Source organism: Oricola indica, from assembly GCF_965227485.1.
Lineage (GTDB): Bacteria > Pseudomonadota > Alphaproteobacteria > Rhizobiales > Rhizobiaceae > Oricola > Oricola indica.
The window spans coordinates 63759-87126 of record NZ_OZ245747.1 but is presented as its reverse complement, the minus strand read 5'-3'; the positions used below and the strand labels follow the sequence as shown (position 1 = coordinate 87126).

Sequence of the window (23368 nt, the reverse complement as noted above, 5' to 3'; positions counted from 1 at the left end):
TATGCAAGACGAACATGAACAGACGACGGTCGGCGGCGAGGAGTTCATTGCATTCCGCGTCGGCGACCAGGAGTTCTGTGTCGAGATCACCTCGACCCGTGAAATCCGCGGCTGGAGTCAGGCGACACGGCTTCCCCATTCGCCGGAATACATCGTTGGCGTGATCAATCTGCGCGGCACGATCCTGCCGATCATGGACCTGTCCGCCCGGCTCGGCATGGGATCCAGCACGCCCAGCGAGCGCCACGTCATCATCGTCGTTCAGGTCGGCGAAAAGACAGTCGGCCTGCTGGTCGATTCCGTATCCGACATCCTCGATGTCGGACCGGATCACCTGCGCCCGGTGCCGGAGGTCAGTCCGTCCATGGCAAGCGAGATGTTCCGAAGGGTCATCGTGATGGACAAGCGCATCATCTGCGAAATCTGCCTCGATGCGATTACGCCCGACATGGAGTTGCAAGCTGCATGATGCCGGCGGTCAATGAGGCGGTAGCGAGCCCCGATCCGAGCCGCGAATATGTCCTGACGGACAAGCAGTTCGCGGCCATATCTAGGCTCGTGCGCGACGAGTCCGGCATCAACCTGTCCGATGCCAAGCGCGACCTCGTCTATTCGCGCCTCGTCAAGCGCCTGCGCCGGCTGCATATGCCCGACTTCGGCTCCTATCTCGACCATGTCGGATCGCCGACCGGCGACGGCGAGCGGCGCGAGCTTATCTCCGCCATCACGACCAACGTGACGAATTTCTTCCGCGAGCCGCATCATTTCGAGCATCTGCAACGCGACGTCATGCCCGACCTCGCCAGTCGCCTGAGCCATGGTGAATCGGTGCGTCTGTGGTCCGCTGGTTGCTCTGACGGTCGCGAACCCTACACGATCGCAGCCACTGTCCTGCAGGCATTTCCTGACGCTGCCAGGCACAATTTGAAGATCCTAGCGAGCGATATCGACCATAATTCTCTGGAGAAGGCGAAACAGGGTCGCTACAGCGCCGAGATGGTCTCGCGCATGCCGCCGGCCGTTCGCGACCGCTATTTCCGGCGTGCCGGCGACGAGGCCGAAGCAGGTCCGCAACTGCGCGAACTGATCGCATTCCGTTATCTCAACCTGCTCGCCGACTGGCCGTTCAAGCAGAAATTCGACGTGATCTTCTGCCGCAACGTGCTGATCTATTTCGAACAGGATTTGCAGGCCCGTATCTTCACGCGTTTCTGCTCCGTGCTGAAGCCGGGCGGCTATCTCTATATCGGCCATTCCGAACGGGTCAGCGGCCCGGTGTCGAAGGATCTCCGGCAGATCGGGATCACCAGCTACATCCATGAGCCGTCAGGGGGAGTTCGATGACCGTACGCACGATCGTCGTTGACGATTCGCCGTCCATGCAGAAGCTGATCGCGGCGGTGCTCGAAAACGATCCCGATATCAGTGTTGTCGGAACGGCCGCCAATCCCGAAGAGGCGCGCCAGATGATCAAGGCGCTCAATCCCGACGTGATCACGCTGGATATCGAGATGCCGGGCATGAACGGCCTCGATTTCCTCGAGCGTCTGATGCGGCTGCGCCCGATGCCGGTCGTGATGATTTCAAGCTGGACACGCAAGGGGGCCGACGCCACGGTCGCCGCGCTCGAATTCGGCGCCTTTTCCTGTCTCCCCAAGCCTCGCATGGATGACGAGGCGGCGCTCAAGGAGATGTGCGACAACGTCAAGGCGGCAGCCGCCGCCAAAGCGATCATCAAGGCGCGCAAGGCGGTTGGGGCGCCTGCCGCGCAGGTGCCGGTTTCGAATCCGGGGGGCGGCGCATCACGCTCCGGTCCCGATGTCGTTGCCATCGGCGCATCGACGGGCGGTGTGGAAGCACTGACCGAGGTTCTGACCGGCTTTCCGGCGGATTGCCCGCCGACCCTGGTGACCCAGCACATGCCCGAACATTTCACCCGCAGCTTCGCAGAGCGGTTGAACCGGTTGTGCAGCCCGAATGTCTTCGAGGCCGTGGACGGGATGCCGCTCCGCGCGGGCCATGTCTACATCGCACCCGGCGCGGTCGGCCACCTGACGGTCGCGGGCCGCATGGAGCGGGTATGCCGCATCGTTGCCGGCGAACTGCGGTCCGGCCATCGTCCCTCGGTTGATGTGATGTTCGAATCGGTCGCCGCCGCCTATGGCGGAAAATGCGCCGCCGCGCTGTTGACCGGCATGGGCAGCGACGGCGCTGAAGGTCTTCTGGCGCTCAGGAATGCCGGCGCTCACACCGTTGCCCAGGATCGGGCGACCAGTCTTGTTTACGGAATGCCGGCTGCCGCAGCCAAAATCGGCGCCGCCATTCAGATCCTGCCCTTGAAAGAAATCGCGAATGCCCTGTTCGGCGCTCGTATGGAGGTAAAACAAAATGTCTGTGCTTGACGTCTTGAGGATCATGGTCGTCGACGATCATATTTCCAGTCGCATGGTAACGGTCGAAGCTCTCCAGCAAATGGGCGTGAAACACATAAGTGTCGCCAAGGACGGGCGGGAGGCGTTCCAGAAGCTGAACGCCGAACCGGTGCATCTGGCGATCTCCGATCTGTACATGCCTGATATCGACGGGTTCCAGTTGCTGCGTGCGATCCGGGCTCATCCCAAGCTGGCCAAGACGGGGTTCATCATCCTGACCGGCCGCAAGGACGGCGCGGTGGTTCAGAACGCGGTCAAGCTGGGCGTCAACAACGTCATTGCGAAGCCGTTCACGCCGGATGTCCTCAAGAAGTCGATCGAATCGGTGGTGGGACGCCTCCATTGATTACCGGTACGACCCAGAAGATCCCGATCGTCCAGGGCGATTTCGCCGTTTCGGACGCTGAAGGTGCGGTGATCTCGACGGTGCTTGGCTCCTGTGTGGCCGCCTGCATCTTCGATCCGGTCGCGCGGGTCGGAGGGATGAACCATTTCCTCCTGCCTGGAAATCCCGATCGCGACGGGTCCGATCAGTCGCGCCGATACGGCGTGTTCCTGATGGAGAAACTGCTCAATGGCCTGTTCGAGCGCGGTGCCTTGCGCAGCCGCCTGCAGGTCAAGCTTTTCGGCGGAGCCCGCGTGCTCGATGCACGCAGCGATGCCGGCGCCAAGAATGCGGAATTCGCGACCAATTTCGTCACGAATGAGGGCCTGACGCTGGTTTCGACCAGCCTCGGCGGCTTGCAGGGACGGCGGGTCGAATTCGCCCCTGTTTCCGGCAAGGCGCGCCAGAAATTCATAGGCATGGCGGTTCCCGAGCCGGAACCCAAGAAAATCAAACGGGAGCTGGAGAGCGTCGGCGATGTCGATTTCTTTTGATGAATTTGACCGGGACGAAAACCCGGTCCGAAAGCTCCGGGAGCAGGCCGAAATTCACCAGTCCGAACTGGTGGGTCTGCTCGTTCAGGAGCTTGCCCTGATCGCGGGTGAGATCGAGGACCTGCCGATTGGTGGCGAGGATCTGACGCCGCAACAGATCGTCGCGATGCAAAAGATCGATTTTTGCCGCCAGCGCCTGATGGAAGTCACCAAGATCATGCAAAACGCCTTCGGTGGGGCGTCGCCATCGACATTGCACGATCTCGAGGAAATTCTCGTGGATGTCGGGCTCGAGCACACGCTGGACGCGTTTCTGCGCACCGGTTGATCCGCACGATTTTGCAGTCGGATATTCATTAAGTAAGTATAAGCTTACGGAAATTACGACCCGAAAACCGTTACGCATCCCTTGCCGGTGCGCTTCGAGGTGTAGAGCGCTTTGTCGGCATTCGCGATGAATCGTCCGGTATCGTCGATTCCGTGTTCGATCAGCGCCACGCCGGCGCTGGCGCCGATGCGCAGTTCCAGCCCGGCCACGTCATAGGGTTTGCGCAGCGCGGTGACGATGTGTTCCGCCCGCGCAGCAGGGCTTTCCAGATCCGCTTGAGCGCACAGAATGGCGAACTCGTCGCCGCCGAGCCTCGCGACCAGGCAATCCGCGCCTGCGGCGTCCCGCAGTCTTCCGGCAACCGCCTGCAGCAATTCGTCTCCCACCATGTGGCCATGGCTGTCATTCACCGCCTTGAACTCGTCGAGGTCGATCAGGATCAGCGCCGACGGGTGGCCGTTGTCAGCCTCCCCGCCGGCTGCGTCGAGGCGGCTTTGCAGCAGGCGTCGGTTGGCGAGATCGGTAAGCTGGTCGTGAAACGCCATGTGCTCGACTTCGCGCTGCAGCGTCCACAATTCGGTGATGTCGTCATGCGTACTCAGCCATCCCCCACCCTCCAGCGGATGGCAATTGACCGAGATGATGCGCCCGTCGCGAAGCCGGAATATCTGCGGAGAGGGCGTGTCGCCCCGCGTCATCGCGATATAGCGCGCGGCGCTGTCGGCCTGCTCCTCGGCCGGATAGGCATCGTTATCGCTGCGAAGTTGCACGATCGTATCGAGCGGGGTTCCGGCGACGGCCATTTCCTCGCGCAGCCCGTAGATGTTCATGTAGCGCCGGTTTGCGACAAGCAGGAGGCGGTGGCTGTCATAGAGCGCGATGCCTTGCGACATACAGGCGAGAATGACCTCGATATGCGCTTGCTGACGGCCCAGCCGGGACACCAGGCGCTTGAGCCGCGTCACGTCGTCTTCCTGTGCTGTCACCGGTTTCGTCTGCATGTTCGCCCCATGTATTTCGCGGATTATCCCGGTGAACGGATAATTCACGGTTAATGGGCGAAAGCTCACTGCGAGAAATCCCGGTCAAGATTCACGCAACAATTTGCAGGTATACTTTTGGGGGCAAGGACCCGACATGCGCGGGCGGATGCGAACCGGCCCACGGATGGGTCGATTTCGGGAGGAACCGATGGCAAATCACTATCAGACCGGCGTCCGCGTGGTCCTGAACGACGATGACAGGCTCGCGGCTGACGGGCCGCAGCGGGGCGAAGACGCACAGTCTCCCGACGTTACCGACACGGACAAGCTCGCGCGCGCCGTGTCGCTGGTCGGCGCGCGGCTCGGAAACCTGTCGGTCAATATCGCGGATACGTCCGGAACGGTCGGCGATGTCGCAGGTGATATCGCCAAGGAGGCACAGGCCTTTCACGAGCTGACCGGGTCGCTGCACGAGATCGCCTCGACAAGCGGGCAGGCCGCGAGCGTCGCCCGTGAGGCAGCCAATTCCGCCAATTCGGTACGCGACGGACTGACCGACACGACGGGCTCGATCGAAAAAGCGCTGGAAGGCGCCATACGCGACATCAAGGACATGGCGGAGTCCTCGAACGAGGTCTTCGGCGAATTCGATGCCGTCGTCGATCAGCTCAGGGAAGTCTACGGTTTCTCCGAATCCATCCAGGGGATTGCCACCGAAACACAGATGCTGGCGATCAATGCCGGGATCATGGCGGCCCATGCGGGCGATGCCGGGCGCGGCTTCTCTGTCGTCGCCGAATCTGTGCGCCAGCTGGCGAACCAGACCGAACAGGTCTCGCGCGACATCATAACCCGGCTGCGCGATCTGAGCGCATCCGTTCAGGTGCTGCAGAAGCAGAACCGGTCGAACGCCGAAAAGGCTGCCGCCGCAGTCGACCGGTCGGCCACGATCGATGCTGATCTGCGCAAGTTCCATGTATTCGGCGAGAACGTCGCCGCGATGACTGCCGATATATCCGGTATTTGCGAACCGGTGGAACGCGCCAACATGATCTGTGGCTCCGTCCTCGAGAAGGTGACCGACCTCGACCGCATGGCCCAGGACAATGCCGCCAAGCTCGCCGACACCACGACGAAGTTCGAGCATCTCGTCTCGTTCTCCGAGGACATGATCCTGCTGGTGGAGGAAAGCGGGATCGAGACGGCGGACACGCCGATCATTCGCGCCTGCATCGCCGAAGCGGCGAAAACGGCCAGGATCTTCGAGGATGCCGTCAATGCGGGCCGGATTTCCATGTCCGCTTTGTTCGACGAGCGCTATCGTCCGATTCCGGGATCGAACCCGCAGCAGGTCCTGACCGATTTTACGCAGTTTACCGACGCCGTGATGCCGCCGATCCAGGAAGCCTTTCTCGGCGTCGATCCGCGCGTCGTGTTTTGTGCAGCCATCGATCGGAACGGCTATCTGCCCACGCACAACAGGAAATATTCCAGCCCGCAGTCGGACGATCCCGTGTGGAACGCGGCGAACTGCCGTAATCGCCGGATCTTCAGCGACCGGACCGGGCTGGCGGCGGGCCGCAACACCAAGACATTCCTGCTGCAGACCTACCGCCGCGACATGGGCGGCGGCAAGTTTCAGCTGATGAAAGACCTCTCCTCGCCGATCATGGTCAAGGGACGTCACTGGGGCGGACTGCGCGTCGGTTTCACAACCGACTGACCGCAGTCTCACCCCGAGGCCTCCGCTCGCGGCCCATTCCTCGCGACGCGGGCTATTTCACGTAATTGCCGAAACTGACCCAGCTTCCGCCGCGCTTCGAGGAATCGACGCAGGCGGTCACGAAAGCGACGCCCGCGACACCCTCGGCAATACCGGGGAAGGTAACCTCGCCGGGAACGGGTTTGCCTTCGCGATGCGCCGCGATGGCGAGCGCCGCTTCCGTGTAGATGTTGGCGAAACCTTCCAGATAGCCTTCCGGATGACCACCCGGCACGCGGCTGACCCGCTGGCCGACCTCGGTCGCGCCCGCGCCATTGCGGGTGAGCAGGCGCTTCGGCTCGCCGAGCGGCGTGTACCAGAGATAGTTCGGGTCTTCCTGCGCCCATTCCAGTCCGGCTTTTTCGCCATAGATGCGCAGCTTCAATGCGTTTTCGTTGCCTGGCGCGACCTGGCTGCACCACAGCATGCCCTTGGCTCCGCCTGAAAAACGCATCAGCACATGGCCGTTGTCATCGACCTGCCGTCCCTCGACGAAGCTGTCGAGATCGGCGCAAAGCTGCTCCAGTTCGAGGCCAGAAACGAAACTCGCCAGATTGAAGGCATGGGTGCCGATATCGCCGGTCGAGCCGCCGGCGCCGGTTTGCGCCGGGTCGGTGCGCCAGCCGGCCTGTTTCGAGCCGGTCTTTTCCAGCGGCTCCGACAGCCAGTCCTGCGCATATTCCACCTGGACGAGCCTGATCTTGCCCAGTTCGCCCTTGGCCACCATCTCGCGGGCCTGCCGGATCATCGGGTAGCCGGTATAGTTGTGCGTCAGCACGAACAGCGCGCCGGAGTTTTCGGCGGCCTTGGCCAGCTTGCGCGCATCGGGCAGCGTCGAGGTCAGCGGCTTGTCGCAGATCACATGGATGCCGCGCTTCAGGAATTCGCGCGCCACCGGATAGTGCATGTGGTTGGGCGTGACGATGGCAACCGCCTCGATGCCGTTCTTCAGCCGTGCCTCGCGCTTCGCCATCTCGACGAAATCGCCATAGGCGCGGTCCGGCGCAACGCCGAGATCGGCGGCAGACGCCTTCGATTTCTCGGGCGTCGAGGAAAACGCGCCGGCGACCAGTTCGTAGCGGTCGTCGATGCGCGATGCGATGCGGTGCACGCCGCCGATGAAGGCGTCGCGTCCGCCGCCCACCATGCCGAGCCGAATGCGTTCGGTCATGTTTCTGTCCTTCCTGTTGTCCTTACGATATGCCGAGCATGCGGCGGTTGGCGGCCTCGTCGGTGCCGGCGCCTGCGAAATCGTCGAACGCCTTCTCCGTCACCCTGATGATGTGATCCGAGACGAATTGTGCGCCTTCGCGCGCGCCGTCCTCGGGATGCTTCAGGCAGCATTCCCATTCCACCACGGCCCAGCCGTCGAAATCATTGGCCGTCAGCTTCGAGAAGATCGAGCCGAAATCGACCTGGCCGTCGCCGAGCGAGCGGAACCGCCCGGCCCGATCGACCCAGCTCTGGAATCCGCCATAGACACCCTGCCGGCCGGTCGGATTGAACTCCGCGTCCTTGACATGGAACATTTTGATCCGGTCGGCATAGATGTCGATATTGTCGATATAATCGAGGCACTGCAGCACGTAGTGCGACGGATCGTAGAGCATGTTGCAGCGGGCATGTCCGCCGAGCCGTTCCAGGAACATCTCGAATGTCACCCCGTCATGCAGATCCTCGCCCGGATGGATCTCGTAGCAGACATCGACGCCGCACGAATCGGCGTGATCGAGGATCGGCCGCCAGCGCTTTGCCAACTCGTCGAATGCGGTTTCGACAAGCCCAGCGGGCCGCTGCGGCCAGGGATAGATGAACGGCCATGCGAGCGCGCCGGAAAAGCTGGCCATCGCGCCGATACCCATGTTGCGCGAGGCGTCCAGCGCCATCATGACCTGCCGGACGGCCCATTCCTGGCGGGCCTTGGGATTGCCGTGCACTTCCGGCGCCGCGAACCCGTCGAAGGCTTCGTCATAGGCGGGATGTACGGCGACGAGCTGGCCCTGGAGATGGGTGGAGAGTTCGGTGACCTCGACGCCGTTTTCGGCGGCCACGCCCTTGAATTCGTCGCAATAGTCCTTCGAGGAGGCAGCCTTTTCGAGATCGATCAGGCGTCCGTCCCAACTCGGAACCTGCACGCCCTTGTAGCCGCAATCGGCAGCCCATTTCGTGATCGACGCCCAGGAGTTGAACGGTGCCTCGTCTCCGGCGAACTGTGCAAGGAACAGGGCCGGGCCCTTGATGGTCTTCATGGAACTTTTCCTCTGTTTGGTGTGCGGGGGAGGATCGCTCTTCCCCCGCACAGTGGTAGCAGTTTTCAGGTCCGGATCAGAAGGGGGAATCCGGGAAATAGAAGGAATCCGCGTTTTCCTGCGTGATCAGCGTCGCGCCGAGAATGTAGCGGCCGGCGACCGGGCCGTTCGACTTGAACGCGGCAACCGTCACGTCCATCGCCGTCGCGATCATTGCCGGCGGATAAAGCACATCGACCGGCACGAGTTCGTTGCCGTCCATGATGCCCTTGATGGTCTCCTTCATGCCGGCGCCGCCGACGACGAACATGCCGTCGCCGTCACGTCCCGCCTGCTTGAGGGCGGCGACCACGCCGATCGCGATGTCGTCGTCCTGCGCCCAGACCGCGTCGATATCGGGGAAGCGGCTGAGGAAGTCCTGCATGACCTCGAAACCGTCGTCGCGGTTCCAGTTGGCGTGCTTGTGGTCGAGCACATTGATGCCGGAGCCTTCGATGCCGGCCATGAACGCGTCGAAGCGCTCATTGTCGATCACGGTCGGGATGCCGCGCAGGATGACGATGTTGTCGCCGTCCTTGAGCCGGCCCTTCATGTATTCCGCCGAGACGCGTCCCATCTCCGGATTGTTGCCGGCGACATAGATGTCCTCGATGCCCGGCTGGCTCAATCCGCGATCGACGACCGTGATCAGCGCGCCGGTCTTCTTGACGTTGAGAACCGGGTCGGTGAGCGGCTCGGATTCGAACGGCAGGACGACGAGCGCGTCGATCTGGTGAACCGAAACGAGGTCTTCGAGTGCGCTGGCCTGGGCGCCCGGATCGGGCGAGTTGACCAGGATCAGGTCGATATCGGGATAGAGCGCCTCGAGCCGTTCCTCGGCTTTCTCGGCGTGCCAGTTCATGCCCGCCGCCCATGCATGGGTCGGCGTCGGGTAGGACACGCCGATCTTGATCTTCTCTTGCGCGTTCGCCGCGCCGGCCAGACCGAGGGCGCCGCCCACAGCCAGGGCCATCAAGGCCGATTTCAATTTCATTTTAACTCCTCCATTGACTTTTCTTTGGTGAGCTTCCCCGTTCCGGGAACGCCCGGCTCTTCACGACGTCGGTTCGCTTCCTGGTTCGACGCGCGAATTCTTGGTCAGGTTTTCGGCGGACCTCGCCTCGTCCAGTCGCCACGCTGCAGCCACACAGCGACGATGATGATCAGGCCCTGCATGGTGCCGTTCAGGTAGTTCGAGATCATGTCGGTGAAATTCAGGATGTTGCCGATCGTGGTCAGGATCAGCGCCCCGAGTATGGTCCCTCCGATGCGCCCGTAACCGCCCTTCAGAACGGTTCCGCCGATGATCACCGCGGCAATGGCTTCCAGTTCCCACAAGACGCCCGTCGACGAGGAGGCGGACCCCAGCCGCGGCACATAGATGATCGTTGCCAGGGCGACGCAGAGGCCCTGCAGCACATAGGTCCAGGTCTTGATGCGATCGACCTTGATCGCGGAGTATTTCGCCACGGCCTCGTTCGAGCCGATCGCCGTGCAGTAACGGCCGAACGCTGTGCGGTTGAGCAGCACCCAACCGGCGATCGAGACCGCGATGAACACCCAGACTGGGAAGGGCAGGCCGAAGAAGCTGTCATAGTAAACCGGCCTGTAGGTCGTGCGGATTTCGAAATTGAGCGACAGCGTTCCGCCATCGGCGAAATAGGTGACCAGCGACCGGAAGATGCCCATCGTTCCGAGCGTGACGATGAAGGCTTCGATCTTGCCCTTTGTGGTCAGCGTTCCGTTGATCCAGCCGGCGCCGAGCCCGAGCAGGACCGAGCAGCCGCAGCCGATCAGCACGGTTGTCACACCGGCGCCGAACGTGTCGATCGAATTGTTCATCACTATGATCATGACGCCGGCGATCACCGCGGCCATGGAGCCCACGGACAGGTCGATGCCGCCTGCGGTGATGACGAAGGTCGCGCCGACGGCGATGATGCCGATAAAGGCCGAGCGGGTCAGCAGGTTGGTGATGTTGCCCTCGCTCAGGAAGGCCGGGTTCAGCATGAAGCCAATGACGCAAAGCAGGATCAGCGCCATCGCCGGGCCGAGCGTCTTGAAATCGATGGCGGTCATGCGGAGCCTGGCGGACCGGGGCGCTGCGGTGTCAGACACGGGTTCTTTCCTCTTTCAATCCGGCGGCGTAACGCACGATTTCGTTTTCGTTGATGGCGTCACCGGTCAACTCGCCGGTGATCCGTCCCGAGCGCATCACCAGGACGCGGTGGCAGACACCGATGATTTCCGGCATTTCCGACGAGATCACCACGACCGACATTCCTTCGGCGGCGAGCGCCGCGATGAAGTGGTAGATCTGCTGCTTGGTGCCGACATCGATGCCGCGTGTCGGTTCGTCGATGATGACGACGCGTGGATCGGCCTCCATGATCTTGGCGAGCAGCAGTTTCTGCTGGTTCCCGCCGGAGAGCTCGCGCGCCTTGATGTCCGGATTGCGCGTGCGAATGTCGAAGCGGCGGATGCCGCGCTCTAGGGCGGCCTGTTCGGCGGCCCGGTCGAGCATGAAATGCCGCGTGAATTTCGGCAGGGCGAGCAGCGTCATGTTGGGCCGCATGCCCTGTTCCATCAGGAGGCCCTTTTCCTTGCGATCCTTGGTCAGGTAGACGATTCCCGCATCGCGGGCTTCGGCGACGGAAGAGAAATTCGTCTCCCGGCCGTCGACCAGCACCGTACCGCTGTCCCGGTCCCGCAGGCAGCAGATCGCCTCGAACAGTTCGGAGCGGCCGGATCCGATCAGGCCTGAAAAACCGAGCACTTCGCCCTTGCGCAGCTCGAAAGAGATATCGCGCAGATTGCGCGTGGAAAGATTGCGGACCGCCAGCACCACGTCGGCATCGACATCGGCCTCGTTGAGCGGCGGATAGAAGTCCGACAATTCGCGGCCGACCATCAGCTGCGCCATGCTGTCCAGCGTGAATTCGCCTGCCGGTTTGGTCGTGATCCACTGACCGTCGCGCAGGATTGTGACCCGGTCGGCAATTTCGCTGACCTCGTGGAGCTTGTGCGAGACGAAGACGATGGCGGTTCCGCCCGCCTTGAGTTTGCGGACCTGTTTGAAGAAAAGTTCGGTCTCCGCCTCGGTGAGCACCGCGGTCGGCTCGTCCATGATGAGGACGCGGGCGTTGCGGCTCATTGCCTTGACGATTTCGACCATCTGCTTCTGCGCGATCGAAAGCTCCGAGATGCGCGATCCTGGAGAAATATCGAGGCCGACTTCCGCGAGCATGTCGCTCACCCTGCGCGCCATCTCGGCCCGGTTCAGAAAACCGTTCTTCGTCAGTTCGCGTCCGAGATAGATATTCTCGGCGACCGTCATCTGTTCGGCGAGATTGAGCTCCTGGTGGATCAGCACGATGCCCAGCGCTTCCGCCTGTCCGTTCGGCGGCAGGGTCAGGGTTTCGCCATCGAGGCGGATTGTGCCCGACGTCGTGTCGTGGAAACCCGACAGAATTTTCATGAGAGTGGATTTGCCGGCGCCGTTTTCGCCGATCAGCGCGTGGACCTCGCCAGCCCTGATGTCGAACGAGACGCTGAAAAGGACGGGGACGCTCCCGAACGATTTGCTGACGCGCTCGGCGGCTAGCACAGATGTGTTCCCGCTGGCTGTCGTCAGCACGGCGCGCTCCTCCCAAAGCAGGCCGACTTCCCAATCGGCGTATCTTCTGTAAACCTTTTCACGAATTATGTAAACCTTTTCATTAGCGCCTGTGAACCTTATCATGGACATGAAGGTTGGCTATTGTGCGCATTCCCGGCACCGATTCCCGGCGCCTCTTGTGCGCGGTTCGCGAGCACATGACATCACAAGACTTGAAGACCCAGCCACTCAGGCCCGCAACGATCGAGGACGTCGCCAAGATTGCCGGCGTTTCGATCGCCACGGTCAGTCGAACCATCCGCTCGCCGGAAAAAGTGGCCGAAAGCACGCGCAAGAAGGTCACGGCCGCAATCGCGCGCACCGGCTACACCGCGAACGCCATGGCGCAGAACCTTCGCATGCAGCGCTCGCGCATGGTCATGGTGCTGGCGCAATCGATTTCCGATCCGAATTTTCCGGGCATCCTGACGGGGCTCGAGAAGGTCGCCAATGGCCGCGGCTACGGCGTGCTGATCGGCAACACCGAGGGCGATGTCGGCCTTGAGGAGAAGTATCTCAGCTTCCTGTCGACGGGCATGGCCGACGGTCTCGTCCTCCTTACCGGCCACGTACCCGTTGCCGGATGGCCGAAGAACCCCGAGGCGGCGTTGCCGCCGATGGTTGCGGTGCTGCGCCCGGTCAGTACGGAAGCCATCGCCTATGTCGGCGTCGACGATGTCGCCGCCGCAAAAGTCGCAACGGAATATCTCATCTCGCTCGGGCACGGTCGGGTCGCCTTCATCTCCGGACCCTCCGGCGAAATCGCGTCCGATCACCGCTACAGGGGATATTGCATGGCGCTGTCGGAATCCTCCGACCAGAGTTCCTTCTGGAAGATCCAGGGCGATGGCACCAGCGAGGGCGGGCGCTCGGCGATTGAGCGTCTGTTCATCCGCGACAGCCTGCCGACCGCCTTCGTTTGTTACAACGACAGCACGGCCATCGGCGTCATCGGATCGCTGCAGTCGCGCGGATACGACGTGCCGCGCGATTTCTCGGTGATCGGATTCGATGACATACCTTTCGCGCACAACATCTCCCCGTCCCTGACGACGATCCGTCAGCCGCGAGGGCAGATCGGCGAATTGGCGATGGCGCACCTGCTCGATTATCTGCCGAGGCGCACCGTGCCCGCCGAATCGACACTTTTGCACGGCGACCTCATCGTCCGGGACTCCTGCTCGACGCCAAGGGCTGACTGAACATTCCCTTTCATCGCCTGACGTTCCCCGCTAAGACGCGGGAATTCCGATGCGCGCGAAGCCGGAGATGAATGCGGCGCGCAGCGACAAGGGGGGCGATTCTTGGAAAGAAAGAACAGTCTCGAGCGCATCCTTGCGTTGCTCGATGTGTTCGGCGAGGACCGTCTTGAATGGACGCCTGACGAAATGATGGAGGAACTCGGCTACAGCCGGCCGACGCTCTATCGCTATCTCAAGATCCTGAGGGAAGCGGGCTTCGTGACATCGATGCCCACCGGCGGTTTCGCGCTCGGCCCGCGCGTCGTCGAACTCGATTTCCTGGTGCGCAAGTCCGATACGCTGGAACGCTATGCCCGCCCCCACATGGAGTCCTTCGCCGCGGCCTGGCCCTGCGCGGCGCTTCTCGTGCGCTGGTACGGCAACAAGCTTCTCGTCGTTGCATCGGAATCCGCGACGCCGGACCTTGAAAACGACTATCCGCGCGGCCGTCCGCTGCCGCTGGCGCGCGGCGCGATCTCGCGGGCAGTCATGTCGGCCCTCAACAGGCGCAAGCTCGCACCCATCGTCGAGGCCAACCGGTCCGAAATGGAGGCTGTCGGCCTCGGCGCGACACTGGACGAGGTGCAGGCGGAACTGCGTCGGATCCGCCGCCGGGGGTATGCCGTCGCGTCCGGCGAAGTGACGCCAGGCGTTACCGGCATTGCCGCGCCGATCTTCGACGGCGGCACCAGCCCGATCGGCACCTTTTGTGTCACGATCGCCGACGAGTCGGCCGCGCGGGATGTGGTTGAACGCATCGGAAAGCGTGTGCGAGAGGTGTCGGCCGAAATCAGCGCGCAACTGGCCGCCGACCGTCGCGCCGCCGAAGGCGACGACGCCTGAGACTGCGGTTTAAGCGCCGGCCATCACGGACCGGAAGCCGCCTTCGCTGAAATTGATGAGGACATCCGCCCAGTCGTCGATGCCGCCATTCCCGCCCTGCGGCACGCCGGCCATGGCTTCGATGCGCCAGCGCGAAGTGGCGAGCGAAAGCATCGCCGAGATCGAGAAGACGAAAGCTCCCGCGATCCGGCACGGCGCGGCGGTGGGGAAAAGCCTTGCGAGTTCGGTCGTAAAGAGGGCCGCCGTCGGGTCGAAGCAGCGTTCGCTGATTGGCCGCCAGCGTTCATCCGCCGACACATGGGCGATCAGCCTTGCGTAAGCGGTCCATTGCGGTCCGCCGGTCCTCGCGAGATCGATATAGGGCCGGATGAAGCAATCGAGCACGTCGCGCAGGTCAGGGGCGGATTGCTTTTCCTTTGCAGTTGCAAGCGCGGCAAGTCTCCGTTGCGACAACGCGTCCGCACGCCGCGCCACGATGGTCGCGAAAAGGTCCTCCTTCGCGCCGCCGTGGAAATTGACCAGCGCCACCGGCACATCGGCAGCCGTCGCGATATCGCGCATCGATGCGCCGTCGAAGCCGCCTCGGGCAAACAGCACTTCCGCTGCATCGAGAATGCGGGCGCGCGTTTCGAGGGAGCGCTTGGAGGGAGCGCGCTTGCGCGGCGGGGCCTTGGCGTCGGTCATGAAATCCAGCTTGCATTAAATAGAACGATCGTTCAATACTAGACTTGGATCGGGACGCGAAAGCCCGGGGAGGAAACATGACGCAAGCTGAAAGCCGGACGCCGGAGGAGGGCGTTCGCAACCGTGACAGCTACGCGCTGATCGGTGCCGGCCCGATGGGCCTCGCCATGGCGAAGACGCTCGTCGAGCAGGGCATCCCGTTCCGGGGATTCGAACTGCATTCGGATGTTGGCGGTCTCTGGGATATCGATGGCCCGCGTTCGACCATGTACGAGACGGCGCATCTGATCTCGTCGAAGACGATGACGGAATTCGCCGATTTCCCGATGGACGACGCGGTCGCCGAGTACCCGTCGCACCGCGAACTGAAATCCTATTTCCGCAACTTCGCCGACCGGTTCGATCTGCGGCGGCATTTCCTGTTCGAGACCGAGGTCCTTCGCGTCGAGCCCCTGGGCGGCGATGGCGAGGGCTGGCGCGTGACATGGCGCGACAATGCTGGCGAGACGCATGACGATTTGTTCGCGGGCGTCCTGATTGCCAACGGCACGCTTTCCGAACCGAACATGCCGGACTTTCCGGGCGAGTTTACCGGCGAACTGATCCATTCGAGCCGGTATCGCTCGCCGCGCCAGTTCGACGGCAAGCGCGTCCTCGTCATCGGAGCGGGCAATTCCGGCTGTGACATCGCCGTCGACGCGATCCATCACGGCGTTTCATGCGAGTTGTCGATGCGGCGGGGCTATTATTTCGTCCCGAAATACGTCTTCGGCAAGCCTGCCGACACGATGGGCGGCGCGATAAAGCTCCCCATGTGGCTCAAGCGCAAGGTCGACGCGATGATCCTGAAATGGTTCGTCGGCGACCCGCAGAAATACGGCTTCCCGAAACCGGACTACCAGCTTTACGAATCCCACCCGGTGGTCAATTCGCTGATCCTGTTCCACGCCGGTCACGGCGACATCAGGATCCGCGCCGATGTCGAGCGCTTCGATGGTCGGACCGTGCACTTCCGGGACGGGACGAGCGGCGAGTACGACATGGTCCTCGCCGCCACCGGCTACAAGCTCCATTACCCCTTCATCGACGACGCCCTGCTCAATTGGCGGGGCGATGCGCCGCATCTCTTCCTCAACTGCATGCATCCGGACCGTGACGACCTGTTCCTGATGGGTATGGTCGAGGCATCCGGCCTCGGCTGGCAGGGCCGTCACGAACAGGCCGAAATGGTCGCGCGCTACATACGCGGCCTGCGCGACGGCACGGCGGCGGCGAAGGCGATGCAGGCTGAAAAGGCAGGCGGCTTCGATCGGGCGACCGGCGGGATGAACTATATCGATCTGCCGCGCATGGCCTATTACGTCGACAAGGCGACGTTCAGGAACGCGGTTACGTCGCGCATCGCCAGGCTGAAGGGAGCCGCGTGATGTCGGGCGATATCGATACCGTTCTCCTGAATTTCAGCCCCGGCTCGCTGACCCTGCTGAATGCGATCCTGGCGATCGTGATGTTTTCCATCGCGCTCGACCTGAGGCCTGCGGATTTCCACGCGCTCCTGAGGGCGCCAAAACCGCTTGTGGCGGGCCTGCTGTCGCAATTCGTCGTCCTGCCGGTCTTGACCTTCCTGTTCATTCTCGCGGTCGGGCCGCGCCCGTCCATCGCGCTCGGCCTGATCCTTGTCGCGGCCTGCCCTGGCGGCAATATCTCCAACTTCATCACCCACCGCGCCGGCGGCAACACGGCCCTGTCGGTTTCAATGACGGCGGTCGCCACTGTCGCCGCCATCGTGATGACGCCTTTCAATATCGGCCTGTGGGGCAGCCTCTACGCGCCGACGCGCAAGATCCTGCAGGAAACCGCAATCGACCCGGTGACCGTGGCCGTCACGGTTTTCCTGATGCTGGTCCTGCCGCTTTGCCTCGGCATCCTGCTCAACGCCCGCAAGCCGGATATCGCGGCGCGCATCCGCAGGCCGATGCAGATGCTTTCCATGGTGATTTTCATTGCCTTTATCGTCATCGCTCTTGCCGCGAACTGGGGCTTCTTCCTCGCCTATATCGGGGCGGTCGCGGCGCTGGTCATCGCGCACAATGCGCTGGCGCTCGGCGGCGGCTTTGCGACCGCTACGCTGGCGCGTGTCAGCCCCTATGATCGCCGCGCCATCACCATAGAGACCGGTATCCAGAATTCCGGGCTCGGCCTGATCCTGATCTTCGCCTTTTTCCATGGATTGGGCGGCATGGCGGTCGTCGCGGCCTTCTGGGGCATCTGGCACGCGGTATCTGGCCTTGGCCTCGCATGGTTGACGGCCCGTACCGAGGCGGCGCGATGACACGCATTCTGATCACGGGGGCCGCCGGAGGGATCGGCCAGGCCCTGCTCGCCGAAATGCAGGATGGCGACGACGTTCTGGCGACGGATATTCGCCCGCCGAAGACACTGCCCGAAAGCGTCGAATACCGGCCGCTGGACGTGCGCGGCGATGATGCGCTCGCAGTGATCGGCGACTGGAAGCCCGAGGTCGTCGTCCATCTCGCCTCGATCGTCACGCCGCCAACGGGCTCGACGCGGGAACTCGAATATTCCGTCGATGTCGAAGGCAGCCGCAAGGTTGTCGACGCCTGCATCGCGCATGGCGTGCGCCGCATCGTGGTAACTTCGTCAGGGGCTGCTTACGGATACCATGCCGACAATCCGGTGCCGTTGCGCGAGGAAGACACCCTGCGCGGCAATGAGGAATTCGCCTATGCCCATCATAAGCGGCTGGTCGAGGAAATGCTGGCCGAGACGCGGCATGACCATCCCGCGCTTGAGCAGGTCGTGTTGCGCGTCGGCACGGTACTGGGCGAGGGCATCGAGAACCAGATTACCGCGCTCTTCCGGCGTGATCCCTTGCTCGGCATTCGCGGCTCCGACAGCCCCTTCGTCTTCATCTGGACGCGGGATCTCGCCCGCATCCTGAAACGCGCCGCGACCGACGGGCCGCCCGGTATCTTCAATGTCGCGGGCGACGGAGCGCTCGGGACCCGAGATCTGGCGCGCGCCCTCGGCAAGAGGGTGCGCTGGCTGCCGCCGGGCCTGCTGAAGCTTGCTCTCGGCATCGCCCGGCCGCTCGGCCTGTCGCGCTACGGTCCTGAACAGGTGCGATTTCTGCAGTTCCGTCCGGTACTCGACAACACGAAACTGAAAACAGAATTCGGCTACGTGCCCGAACGGACCAGTGCGGAGGTCTTCGATCTCTGGCGCAAGGCGGTGGGGCTTTGAAGACGGCTGTCATCACCGGCGGCGCGGGCGGGCTCGGGCGCGCCTTGGCGCAACGTCTGCTCGGCGAAGGATGGCATGTCGCGATCCTCGACCTTCCGGGTGCGGAACTCGATAAAGCGAAGGATCTCGGCGATGCTGTCGGCGTCTGGCCTTGCGACCTGACGGAGCATGATCAGGTCAGCGAGACCTGCGCGGCGATCGTCGCCTCGCGCCCCTCGATCGATCTTGTGATCTACAATGCCGGCATCACACAAATCGGCCTCTTCGCCGACATGCCGGCCGAAGTTCACCGCAAGGTCTTCGACGTGAACTATTTCGGGGCGGTCGAGGTCGCGGCCGGGCTGTTGCGCGCGGTTCGCGAAGCTGGAGGCGCGCATCTGGCGATCTCCTCGGTAGCCGGTTTCGCGCCATTGCATCGCCGCTCCGCCTATTCGGCGTCGAAACACGCGCTGGAGGGCTTCTTCCGCACGCTCGCCTCGGAGGAAAAGCCGCATGGTGTTTCCGTCCATATCGCCGCGCCGTCCTTCGTCGCCACCAATCTCGGTAACCCGGAAAACCGCCCGGGCGGTATCGCGCGCCCAGGCTCCGCAGCCGACGGGATCGACTACATGAATGCCGATCAGGCCGCCCGTGTCATACTCGATGGCGTTCGCCGCGGCCGCGCCATGATCCCGGTCGGGCGCGTCGCCCGCATCGCCTGGTGGATCAGCCGCCTCGCCCCCGGCCTTTATGTCAGGCTGATGGAGCGGAATATTACAAACTGACCTTGCGACATTTTATGGTCTGTCGCTTGGCAGCCATCGCGATAAGAATCGCGCGTATTGACAGCCGGAAGAGAAATGGCGCCGCACGACATGAAATCGAATGGTGGCCGTGAAAAAAGGCCCGGAATATCTCCACTGGCGCTGATTGCCGGTTATTCCGTCGTTGCGGCCTTGCCACTGCTGCTGGCCGCCTTGACCGAGAAGCCGGTCGGTGTATGGGCCGAAACGGCGTCCGCCCTCGGCATCGTGGCCGCCGTGATGCTGTTCCTGCAACTGGTCTCCAGCGGCCGTTTCGAATTCCTGTCCGGCCGCATCGGCATAGATATCACCATGGCGTTTCACAAGTGGACGGCGCGCCTGCTCGTTGTCCTTGTGATCGCACATCCGATTTTCTTCCTCCTGCCGCCCGATCCGACGCGGCCGCATTCAATCCTGAACCACCTTGTCGCGCTGTTCACGGCGCCTTCGAACACGACCGGCGTCATCGCATTCGTGCTGGTGGTTCTGATGGTGCCGCTTGGAATGCTCCGCGACCGCTTGCCGGTTTCCTACGAGTATTGGCGCGCAAGTCACGGCTTGATGGCCGTCGCAGCCGCAATCGTTGCGCTCATGCACCTCCTGCACGTCGGGACCTACGCAGCGAGCCTGTCTTCGCGCATCTACTGGATTGCCCTTGCGCTGGGATCTCTTGGGCTGGCTGTCGGGGTCTACACGGTGCGGGTGCGCCGGATGCGCGGGGAGGGTTGGGTGGTTTCGAACAAACGCAAACTCGCCGACAGGCTGTGGGAAATCACGTTACGAAGCGTGACGGCAAGCAGACTCGAGCATGACGCCGGCCAATTTGCCTGGATTGCTTTCGCCCCGCGCCGCTTTCCGCTGTTCGACCACCCTTTTTCGATTGCATCCGCGCCGAACGACAAGGGGGAAGTCCGTTTCATTATCCAGGAAGCGGGCGATTTTACGCGCGGCATAGGCGCCATCGAACTCGGGACCCGTGCCGCCATCGACGGTCCGCATGGCAGCTTCACTTTGGCCAACAGGCATTGCGATGCGATTGTCCTGATTGCTGGCGGTGTCGGCCTTGCTCCGATCCTTTCCATGCTTGAAAACCTCGCGGAACGCTCCGACCCTCGACCGGTGCGGCTCGCTTATGCTGCACGGGATGCCGATGCGCTTGTCGACCCGCAAAGCTTTGTGCCGTATCTGGAAAAACTTGATGCGCGGGCCATGATCCTGCTCGACCGGGGCCCGATCGGCGCCGCGTACAGGCAGGGGCCGATTGGCCGGGAGCATCTTGTCGAGATTCTCGACGGAATCGATCCGAAAAACACGGCTGTGATGATCTGCGGTCCGGGGGGCATGATGAGCGCCGTGTGCAGTGGCTTGACGGGGCTCGGCGTTCCACCACGCAACATTCGCTACGAAAGGTTCGACTACCGCGCGGGACCTGCAACCGCCAAGGATCGCTTGATCATCCGGAATTTCAGGCTGCTGGCCTTGGGAATAGCGATCGCGATGATTGCCTTTGTCATGCGCTAGAGGCCGACGAGATAGGCGATCAGATCGTCCTTGCCGCCTATGTCCTGCAGGTGGTGATCATCGAGGAAGACGTCCAGCCATGCGCCCTTTTCCTCGTCAGTGTCACCATCGATCTTGCGGAGGATCCTGTCAGGCGTCCGGTGGCAGCGGGAGCAATCCGCTGCGAAGGTGCTCTCACCCGCAATCGGATCGCCAGGCTGTGCATGTGCCGAAACAACGCCGGTCAGCAGCAGGAGCGCGGCAAGAAAGCACTTCTTCATCCTCATTTTCCCTCCGGACAGCGTTTTTGGCACTGATTTCTGCAATGCGGGCTGACCGCAAGGCAAGACGGTTATCCGCCCGTGCGCTGATTTGCCATCCAGTCCGCCAGCGCCTCTCGCTCCGCCTCGCTCATGCGGATGCCGAGGCGCGTGCGCCGGAAAAGGACGTCGTCGGCCGTGCGGGCCCATTCCTTCTGCATAAGGTGCCGCACTTCGGCTTCATGGAGGCCATGGCCGAAGTCGAGCCCGAGGCCGTCCGGCGTTTTGGCATCGCCGATAATGTCCGCCGCATCGGTGCCGTAGAGCCGGGCAAGTCGGCGGATGAGCTCGGCATCCAGCCCGTCGCGTCCTTTGCCGAGCCGGGCGACGAGATCGCCGAACCCTTTGACGGGAAAGTCGCCGCCGGGCAGCGTCGCGCCTTTCGTCCACGCCGCGCGGCGTGCACCCATCGTCTCCTCGATCTCGTCCATCATCGATTCCGCGAGCCTGCGATAGGTGGTGATCTTGCCGCCAAAGATGTTGATCAACGTGCCGCCGCCGAGTGTCTTCTCGCGCCGGATCACGTAGTCACGCGTCGCTTCCTGCGCCTTGGACGCGCCGTCGTCGTAAAGCGGGCGCACACCGGAATAGGTCCACACCACATCGTCGGTCGTCACCGGTCTGGAGAAATATTCGCTTGCCGCCGCGCAAAGATAGGACGTCTCCTCCGGCGTGATCCGTGGCGGACCGTCCATGGCATCCTGTTCGGAGTCGGTGGTCCCGATCAGCGTGTAGTCCTCCTCGTAGGGGATCGCGAAGACGATCCGCCCGTCCGCGTTCTGGAAGATATAGGGGCGATCGTCGTCAAAGATCCGGTTCACGACGATATGGCTGCCGCGCACGAGGCGCACATTATGCGCGTCGTTGAGGCCGAAGACCTGCTTGAGCACTTCGTCCACCCATGGACCGGCCGCGTTGACGACGAGCGATGCCGTAATCTCGCGCGTCGCGTTCGTTTCCGTGTCGCGGAGCGTGACATGCCATGTGCCATCATCGAACCGCGCATTCTCGGCTGCGGTGCGCGCATGAATGGTCGCGCCCTTGTGCTGCGCGTCGCGCAGATTGAGGATCACGAGACGCGAATCCTCCACCCAGCAGTCGGAATATTCGAACGCTTTGCGGAAATTGCCCTTCAGCGGTTTGCCGGCCACATCCGTTTCGAGGTTCAGCGTCCGCGTCGCCGGCAAGAGCTTTCGCCCGCCGAGATTGTCGTAGAGGAACAGGCCGAGGCGCAGCAACCATGCCGGCCGCAGGCCGGAGTGATAGGGCAGGATGAAGCGCAGCGGCCGGATGATATGTGGTGCCATCGACCACAGGATTTCGCGCTCGGTAAGCGCCTCGCGCACGAGCCGGAACTCATAATGCTCCAGATAACGCAATCCGCCATGGATCAGCTTGGTCGATGCCGATGACGTGCCGCCGCCGAAGTCGCCCTTGTCGCAAAGGCAGACGCTGAAGCCCCGTCCGGCGGCGTCGCGCGCGATGCCCGCGCCGTTGATGCCTCCGCCGATGACGAGGATGTCGTAATGCGGTGTGGCGTCAGTCATGGGTGTCTCCCGCTATGATGAGTTCCACCTCCGCGGCCGCGCAGATTTCCGCGATCGAAGGCGGCGGCGGCGCGTCGGTGATGAATATGTCTATGTCCGTCAGCTGGCCGATCCGCACCGGCGCGCGCCGCTCGAACTTGGTCGTGTCGGCGACGAGGATCGTCTTGCGCGCCTGATGCATGATCGCCTGGGCGATCCGGACTTCCCGGTAGTCGAAATCGAGCAGCGTACCCTCTTCGTCAATGGCGGAGGCGCCGATGACCGCGAAATCGACCTTGAATTGCCGGATCAGATCGACCGCGGCCTCGCCGATGATGCCGCCGTCGGTCTTCCGCACCATGCCGCCGGACACGACCACATCGACGCCCTCGGCATCGTGCAGGATCATGGCGACATTCAGGTTGTTGGTCACCACCATCAGGTCTCGGTGCCGGCGCAGGGCATGGGCGACCTGTTCGGTCGTGGTGCCGATATTCAGGATCAGCGAGGACCCGTCCGGCACGAGGCTGGCGACGTGGTCGGCGATGTGCGTCTTGCCGGGTGCCGCGATCTCGCGCCGGGCGAGATAGGCGAGATTGACCGTGCTTGACGGAAATACCGCACCGCCATGCACGCGCTGCAGCCTGTCTGCCTCGCAGAGCTCGTTCAGATCCTTGCGGATTGTCTGCGCCGTAACGTTGAAACGTTCCGCGAGCGTTTCAACGTCGACCCGCCCGTCACGCCGGGCGATCTCCAGAATGTCCAAATGTCGTGGCGGTAGCGGCGTCATCGGTGGATCCGAAAATGTTCAGCGCGCTTATCCGCGAAAATCATCGATTTGTCACGATTTCTTTTCGGATATTTTCGTTTCGTGCAAT

General features: G+C 62.7%; 24 protein-coding genes. 14 read left to right on the top strand and 10 right to left on the bottom strand.

Annotated elements, in window-relative coordinates:
* Position 1: 1 nt before the first annotated feature.
* Genes ACQK2M_RS00450 through ACQK2M_RS00425 form a run of 6 tightly spaced genes read left to right on the top strand, consistent with a single transcriptional unit; the run spans position 2 to position 3639 of the window.
* A complete protein-coding gene (locus ACQK2M_RS00450) occupies positions 2-469 on the top strand; it encodes a chemotaxis protein CheW (protein ID WP_223478920.1) in 468 nt (155 codons plus the stop codon).
* On the top strand, positions 466-1344 hold the full coding sequence (locus ACQK2M_RS00445) for a CheR family methyltransferase (RefSeq protein WP_425416159.1): 879 nt from the start codon (positions 466-468) through the stop codon (positions 1342-1344). Before ACQK2M_RS00450 ends, ACQK2M_RS00445 begins: the two co-directional genes overlap by 4 nt.
* Complete coding sequence (locus ACQK2M_RS00440) at positions 1341-2402, top strand: protein-glutamate methylesterase/protein-glutamine glutaminase (protein WP_425416158.1); 1062 nt, start codon at positions 1341-1343, stop codon at positions 2400-2402. The genes ACQK2M_RS00445 and ACQK2M_RS00440 overlap by 4 nt, the downstream gene beginning before the upstream one ends.
* On the top strand, positions 2389-2778 hold the full coding sequence (locus ACQK2M_RS00435; RefSeq protein ID WP_223478917.1) for a response regulator: 390 nt from the start codon (positions 2389-2391) through the stop codon (positions 2776-2778). The genes ACQK2M_RS00440 and ACQK2M_RS00435 overlap by 14 nt, the downstream gene beginning before the upstream one ends.
* A complete protein-coding gene (locus ACQK2M_RS00430) occupies positions 2775-3311 on the top strand; it encodes a chemotaxis protein CheD (protein WP_223478916.1) in 537 nt (178 codons plus the stop codon). Before ACQK2M_RS00435 ends, ACQK2M_RS00430 begins: the two co-directional genes overlap by 4 nt.
* Entirely contained in the window at positions 3295-3639 is a 345-nt protein-coding gene (locus ACQK2M_RS00425) for a hypothetical protein (RefSeq protein WP_223478915.1), read from the top strand. Before ACQK2M_RS00430 ends, ACQK2M_RS00425 begins: the two co-directional genes overlap by 17 nt.
* Before the next feature lie 53 nt (positions 3640-3692).
* Here ACQK2M_RS00425 and ACQK2M_RS00420 read toward each other — a convergent pair whose 3' ends face one another.
* On the bottom strand, positions 3693-4640 hold the full coding sequence (locus ACQK2M_RS00420; RefSeq protein WP_425416157.1) for a diguanylate cyclase domain-containing protein: 948 nt from the start codon (positions 4638-4640) through the stop codon (positions 3693-3695).
* Positions 4641-4830: 190 nt separating this feature from the next.
* Between ACQK2M_RS00420 and ACQK2M_RS00415 the strand changes: the two genes are divergently transcribed.
* Entirely contained in the window at positions 4831-6345 is a 1515-nt protein-coding gene (locus tag ACQK2M_RS00415; protein WP_425416156.1) for a methyl-accepting chemotaxis protein, read from the top strand.
* A 52-nt stretch (positions 6346-6397) separates the two neighbouring features.
* Here the strand turns inward: ACQK2M_RS00415 and ACQK2M_RS00410 are convergent, their stop codons facing one another.
* The 5 genes from ACQK2M_RS00410 to ACQK2M_RS00390 form a co-directional block, all read right to left on the bottom strand.
* The gene (locus ACQK2M_RS00410; RefSeq protein WP_425416155.1) at positions 6398-7555 is read right to left on the bottom strand and encodes a Gfo/Idh/MocA family protein; all 1158 of its coding nucleotides are present in this window, start codon (positions 7553-7555) and stop codon (positions 6398-6400) included.
* 22 nt (positions 7556-7577) lie between these two features.
* Positions 7578-8633, bottom strand: coding sequence for a sugar phosphate isomerase/epimerase family protein (locus ACQK2M_RS00405; RefSeq protein ID WP_425416154.1), 1056 nt, complete (start codon positions 8631-8633; stop codon positions 7578-7580).
* Between the two features lie 76 nt (positions 8634-8709).
* The gene (locus ACQK2M_RS00400; protein WP_425416153.1) at positions 8710-9666 is read right to left on the bottom strand and encodes a substrate-binding domain-containing protein; all 957 of its coding nucleotides are present in this window, start codon (positions 9664-9666) and stop codon (positions 8710-8712) included.
* A 104-nt stretch (positions 9667-9770) separates the two neighbouring features.
* Entirely contained in the window at positions 9771-10751 is a 981-nt protein-coding gene (locus tag ACQK2M_RS00395) for an ABC transporter permease (protein WP_425419960.1), read from the bottom strand.
* Positions 10752-10782: 31 nt separating this feature from the next.
* Positions 10783-12309, bottom strand: coding sequence for a sugar ABC transporter ATP-binding protein (locus tag ACQK2M_RS00390; RefSeq protein ID WP_425416152.1), 1527 nt, complete (start codon positions 12307-12309; stop codon positions 10783-10785).
* Between the two features lie 179 nt (positions 12310-12488).
* On the opposite strand from ACQK2M_RS00390, the gene ACQK2M_RS00385 reads away from it, so the two are divergent.
* Positions 12489-13532, top strand: coding sequence for a LacI family DNA-binding transcriptional regulator (locus tag ACQK2M_RS00385; RefSeq protein WP_425416151.1), 1044 nt, complete (start codon positions 12489-12491; stop codon positions 13530-13532).
* Positions 13533-13634: 102 nt separating this feature from the next.
* A complete protein-coding gene (locus tag ACQK2M_RS00380) occupies positions 13635-14414 on the top strand; it encodes an IclR family transcriptional regulator (RefSeq protein ID WP_425416150.1) in 780 nt (259 codons plus the stop codon).
* Between the two features lie 9 nt (positions 14415-14423).
* Here the strand turns inward: ACQK2M_RS00380 and ACQK2M_RS00375 are convergent, their stop codons facing one another.
* Complete coding sequence (locus tag ACQK2M_RS00375; protein ID WP_425416149.1) at positions 14424-15098, bottom strand: TetR/AcrR family transcriptional regulator; 675 nt, start codon at positions 15096-15098, stop codon at positions 14424-14426.
* A 77-nt stretch (positions 15099-15175) separates the two neighbouring features.
* Between ACQK2M_RS00375 and ACQK2M_RS00370 the strand changes: the two genes are divergently transcribed.
* The 5 genes from ACQK2M_RS00370 to ACQK2M_RS00350 all read left to right on the top strand — a co-directional run bounded on the left by ACQK2M_RS00370 (position 15176) and on the right by ACQK2M_RS00350 (position 20665).
* Positions 15176-16525, top strand: a complete 1350-nt coding sequence (locus ACQK2M_RS00370; protein ID WP_425416148.1) for a flavin-containing monooxygenase — start codon at positions 15176-15178, stop codon at positions 16523-16525.
* A complete protein-coding gene (locus ACQK2M_RS00365) occupies positions 16525-17430 on the top strand; it encodes a bile acid:sodium symporter family protein (RefSeq protein ID WP_425416147.1) in 906 nt (301 codons plus the stop codon). The genes ACQK2M_RS00370 and ACQK2M_RS00365 overlap by 1 nt, the downstream gene beginning before the upstream one ends.
* Entirely contained in the window at positions 17427-18362 is a 936-nt protein-coding gene (locus tag ACQK2M_RS00360; RefSeq protein WP_425416146.1) for an SDR family oxidoreductase, read from the top strand. The genes ACQK2M_RS00365 and ACQK2M_RS00360 overlap by 4 nt, the downstream gene beginning before the upstream one ends.
* Positions 18359-19126, top strand: coding sequence for an SDR family NAD(P)-dependent oxidoreductase (locus ACQK2M_RS00355; RefSeq protein ID WP_425416145.1), 768 nt, complete (start codon positions 18359-18361; stop codon positions 19124-19126). Before ACQK2M_RS00360 ends, ACQK2M_RS00355 begins: the two co-directional genes overlap by 4 nt.
* A 75-nt stretch (positions 19127-19201) precedes the next feature.
* Positions 19202-20665: a ferredoxin reductase family protein gene (locus ACQK2M_RS00350; protein ID WP_425416144.1), complete on the top strand. Its 1464-nt coding sequence runs from the start codon at positions 19202-19204 to the stop codon at positions 20663-20665.
* Here the strand turns inward: ACQK2M_RS00350 and ACQK2M_RS00345 are convergent.
* The 3 genes from ACQK2M_RS00345 to ACQK2M_RS00335 all read right to left on the bottom strand — a co-directional run bounded on the left by ACQK2M_RS00345 (position 20662) and on the right by ACQK2M_RS00335 (position 23280).
* The gene (locus tag ACQK2M_RS00345) at positions 20662-20925 is read right to left on the bottom strand and encodes a hypothetical protein (protein WP_425416143.1); all 264 of its coding nucleotides are present in this window, start codon (positions 20923-20925) and stop codon (positions 20662-20664) included. The two genes, ACQK2M_RS00350 and ACQK2M_RS00345, sit on opposite strands and share 4 nt — an antisense overlap.
* Positions 20926-20996: 71 nt before the next feature.
* Positions 20997-22511: a glycerol-3-phosphate dehydrogenase gene (glpD, locus tag ACQK2M_RS00340; protein ID WP_425416142.1), complete on the bottom strand. Its 1515-nt coding sequence runs from the start codon at positions 22509-22511 to the stop codon at positions 20997-20999.
* Positions 22504-23280, bottom strand: a complete 777-nt coding sequence (locus ACQK2M_RS00335) for a DeoR/GlpR family DNA-binding transcription regulator (protein ID WP_425416141.1) — start codon at positions 23278-23280, stop codon at positions 22504-22506. Before ACQK2M_RS00335 ends, glpD begins: the two co-directional genes overlap by 8 nt.
* Positions 23281-23368 lie beyond the last annotated feature (88 nt).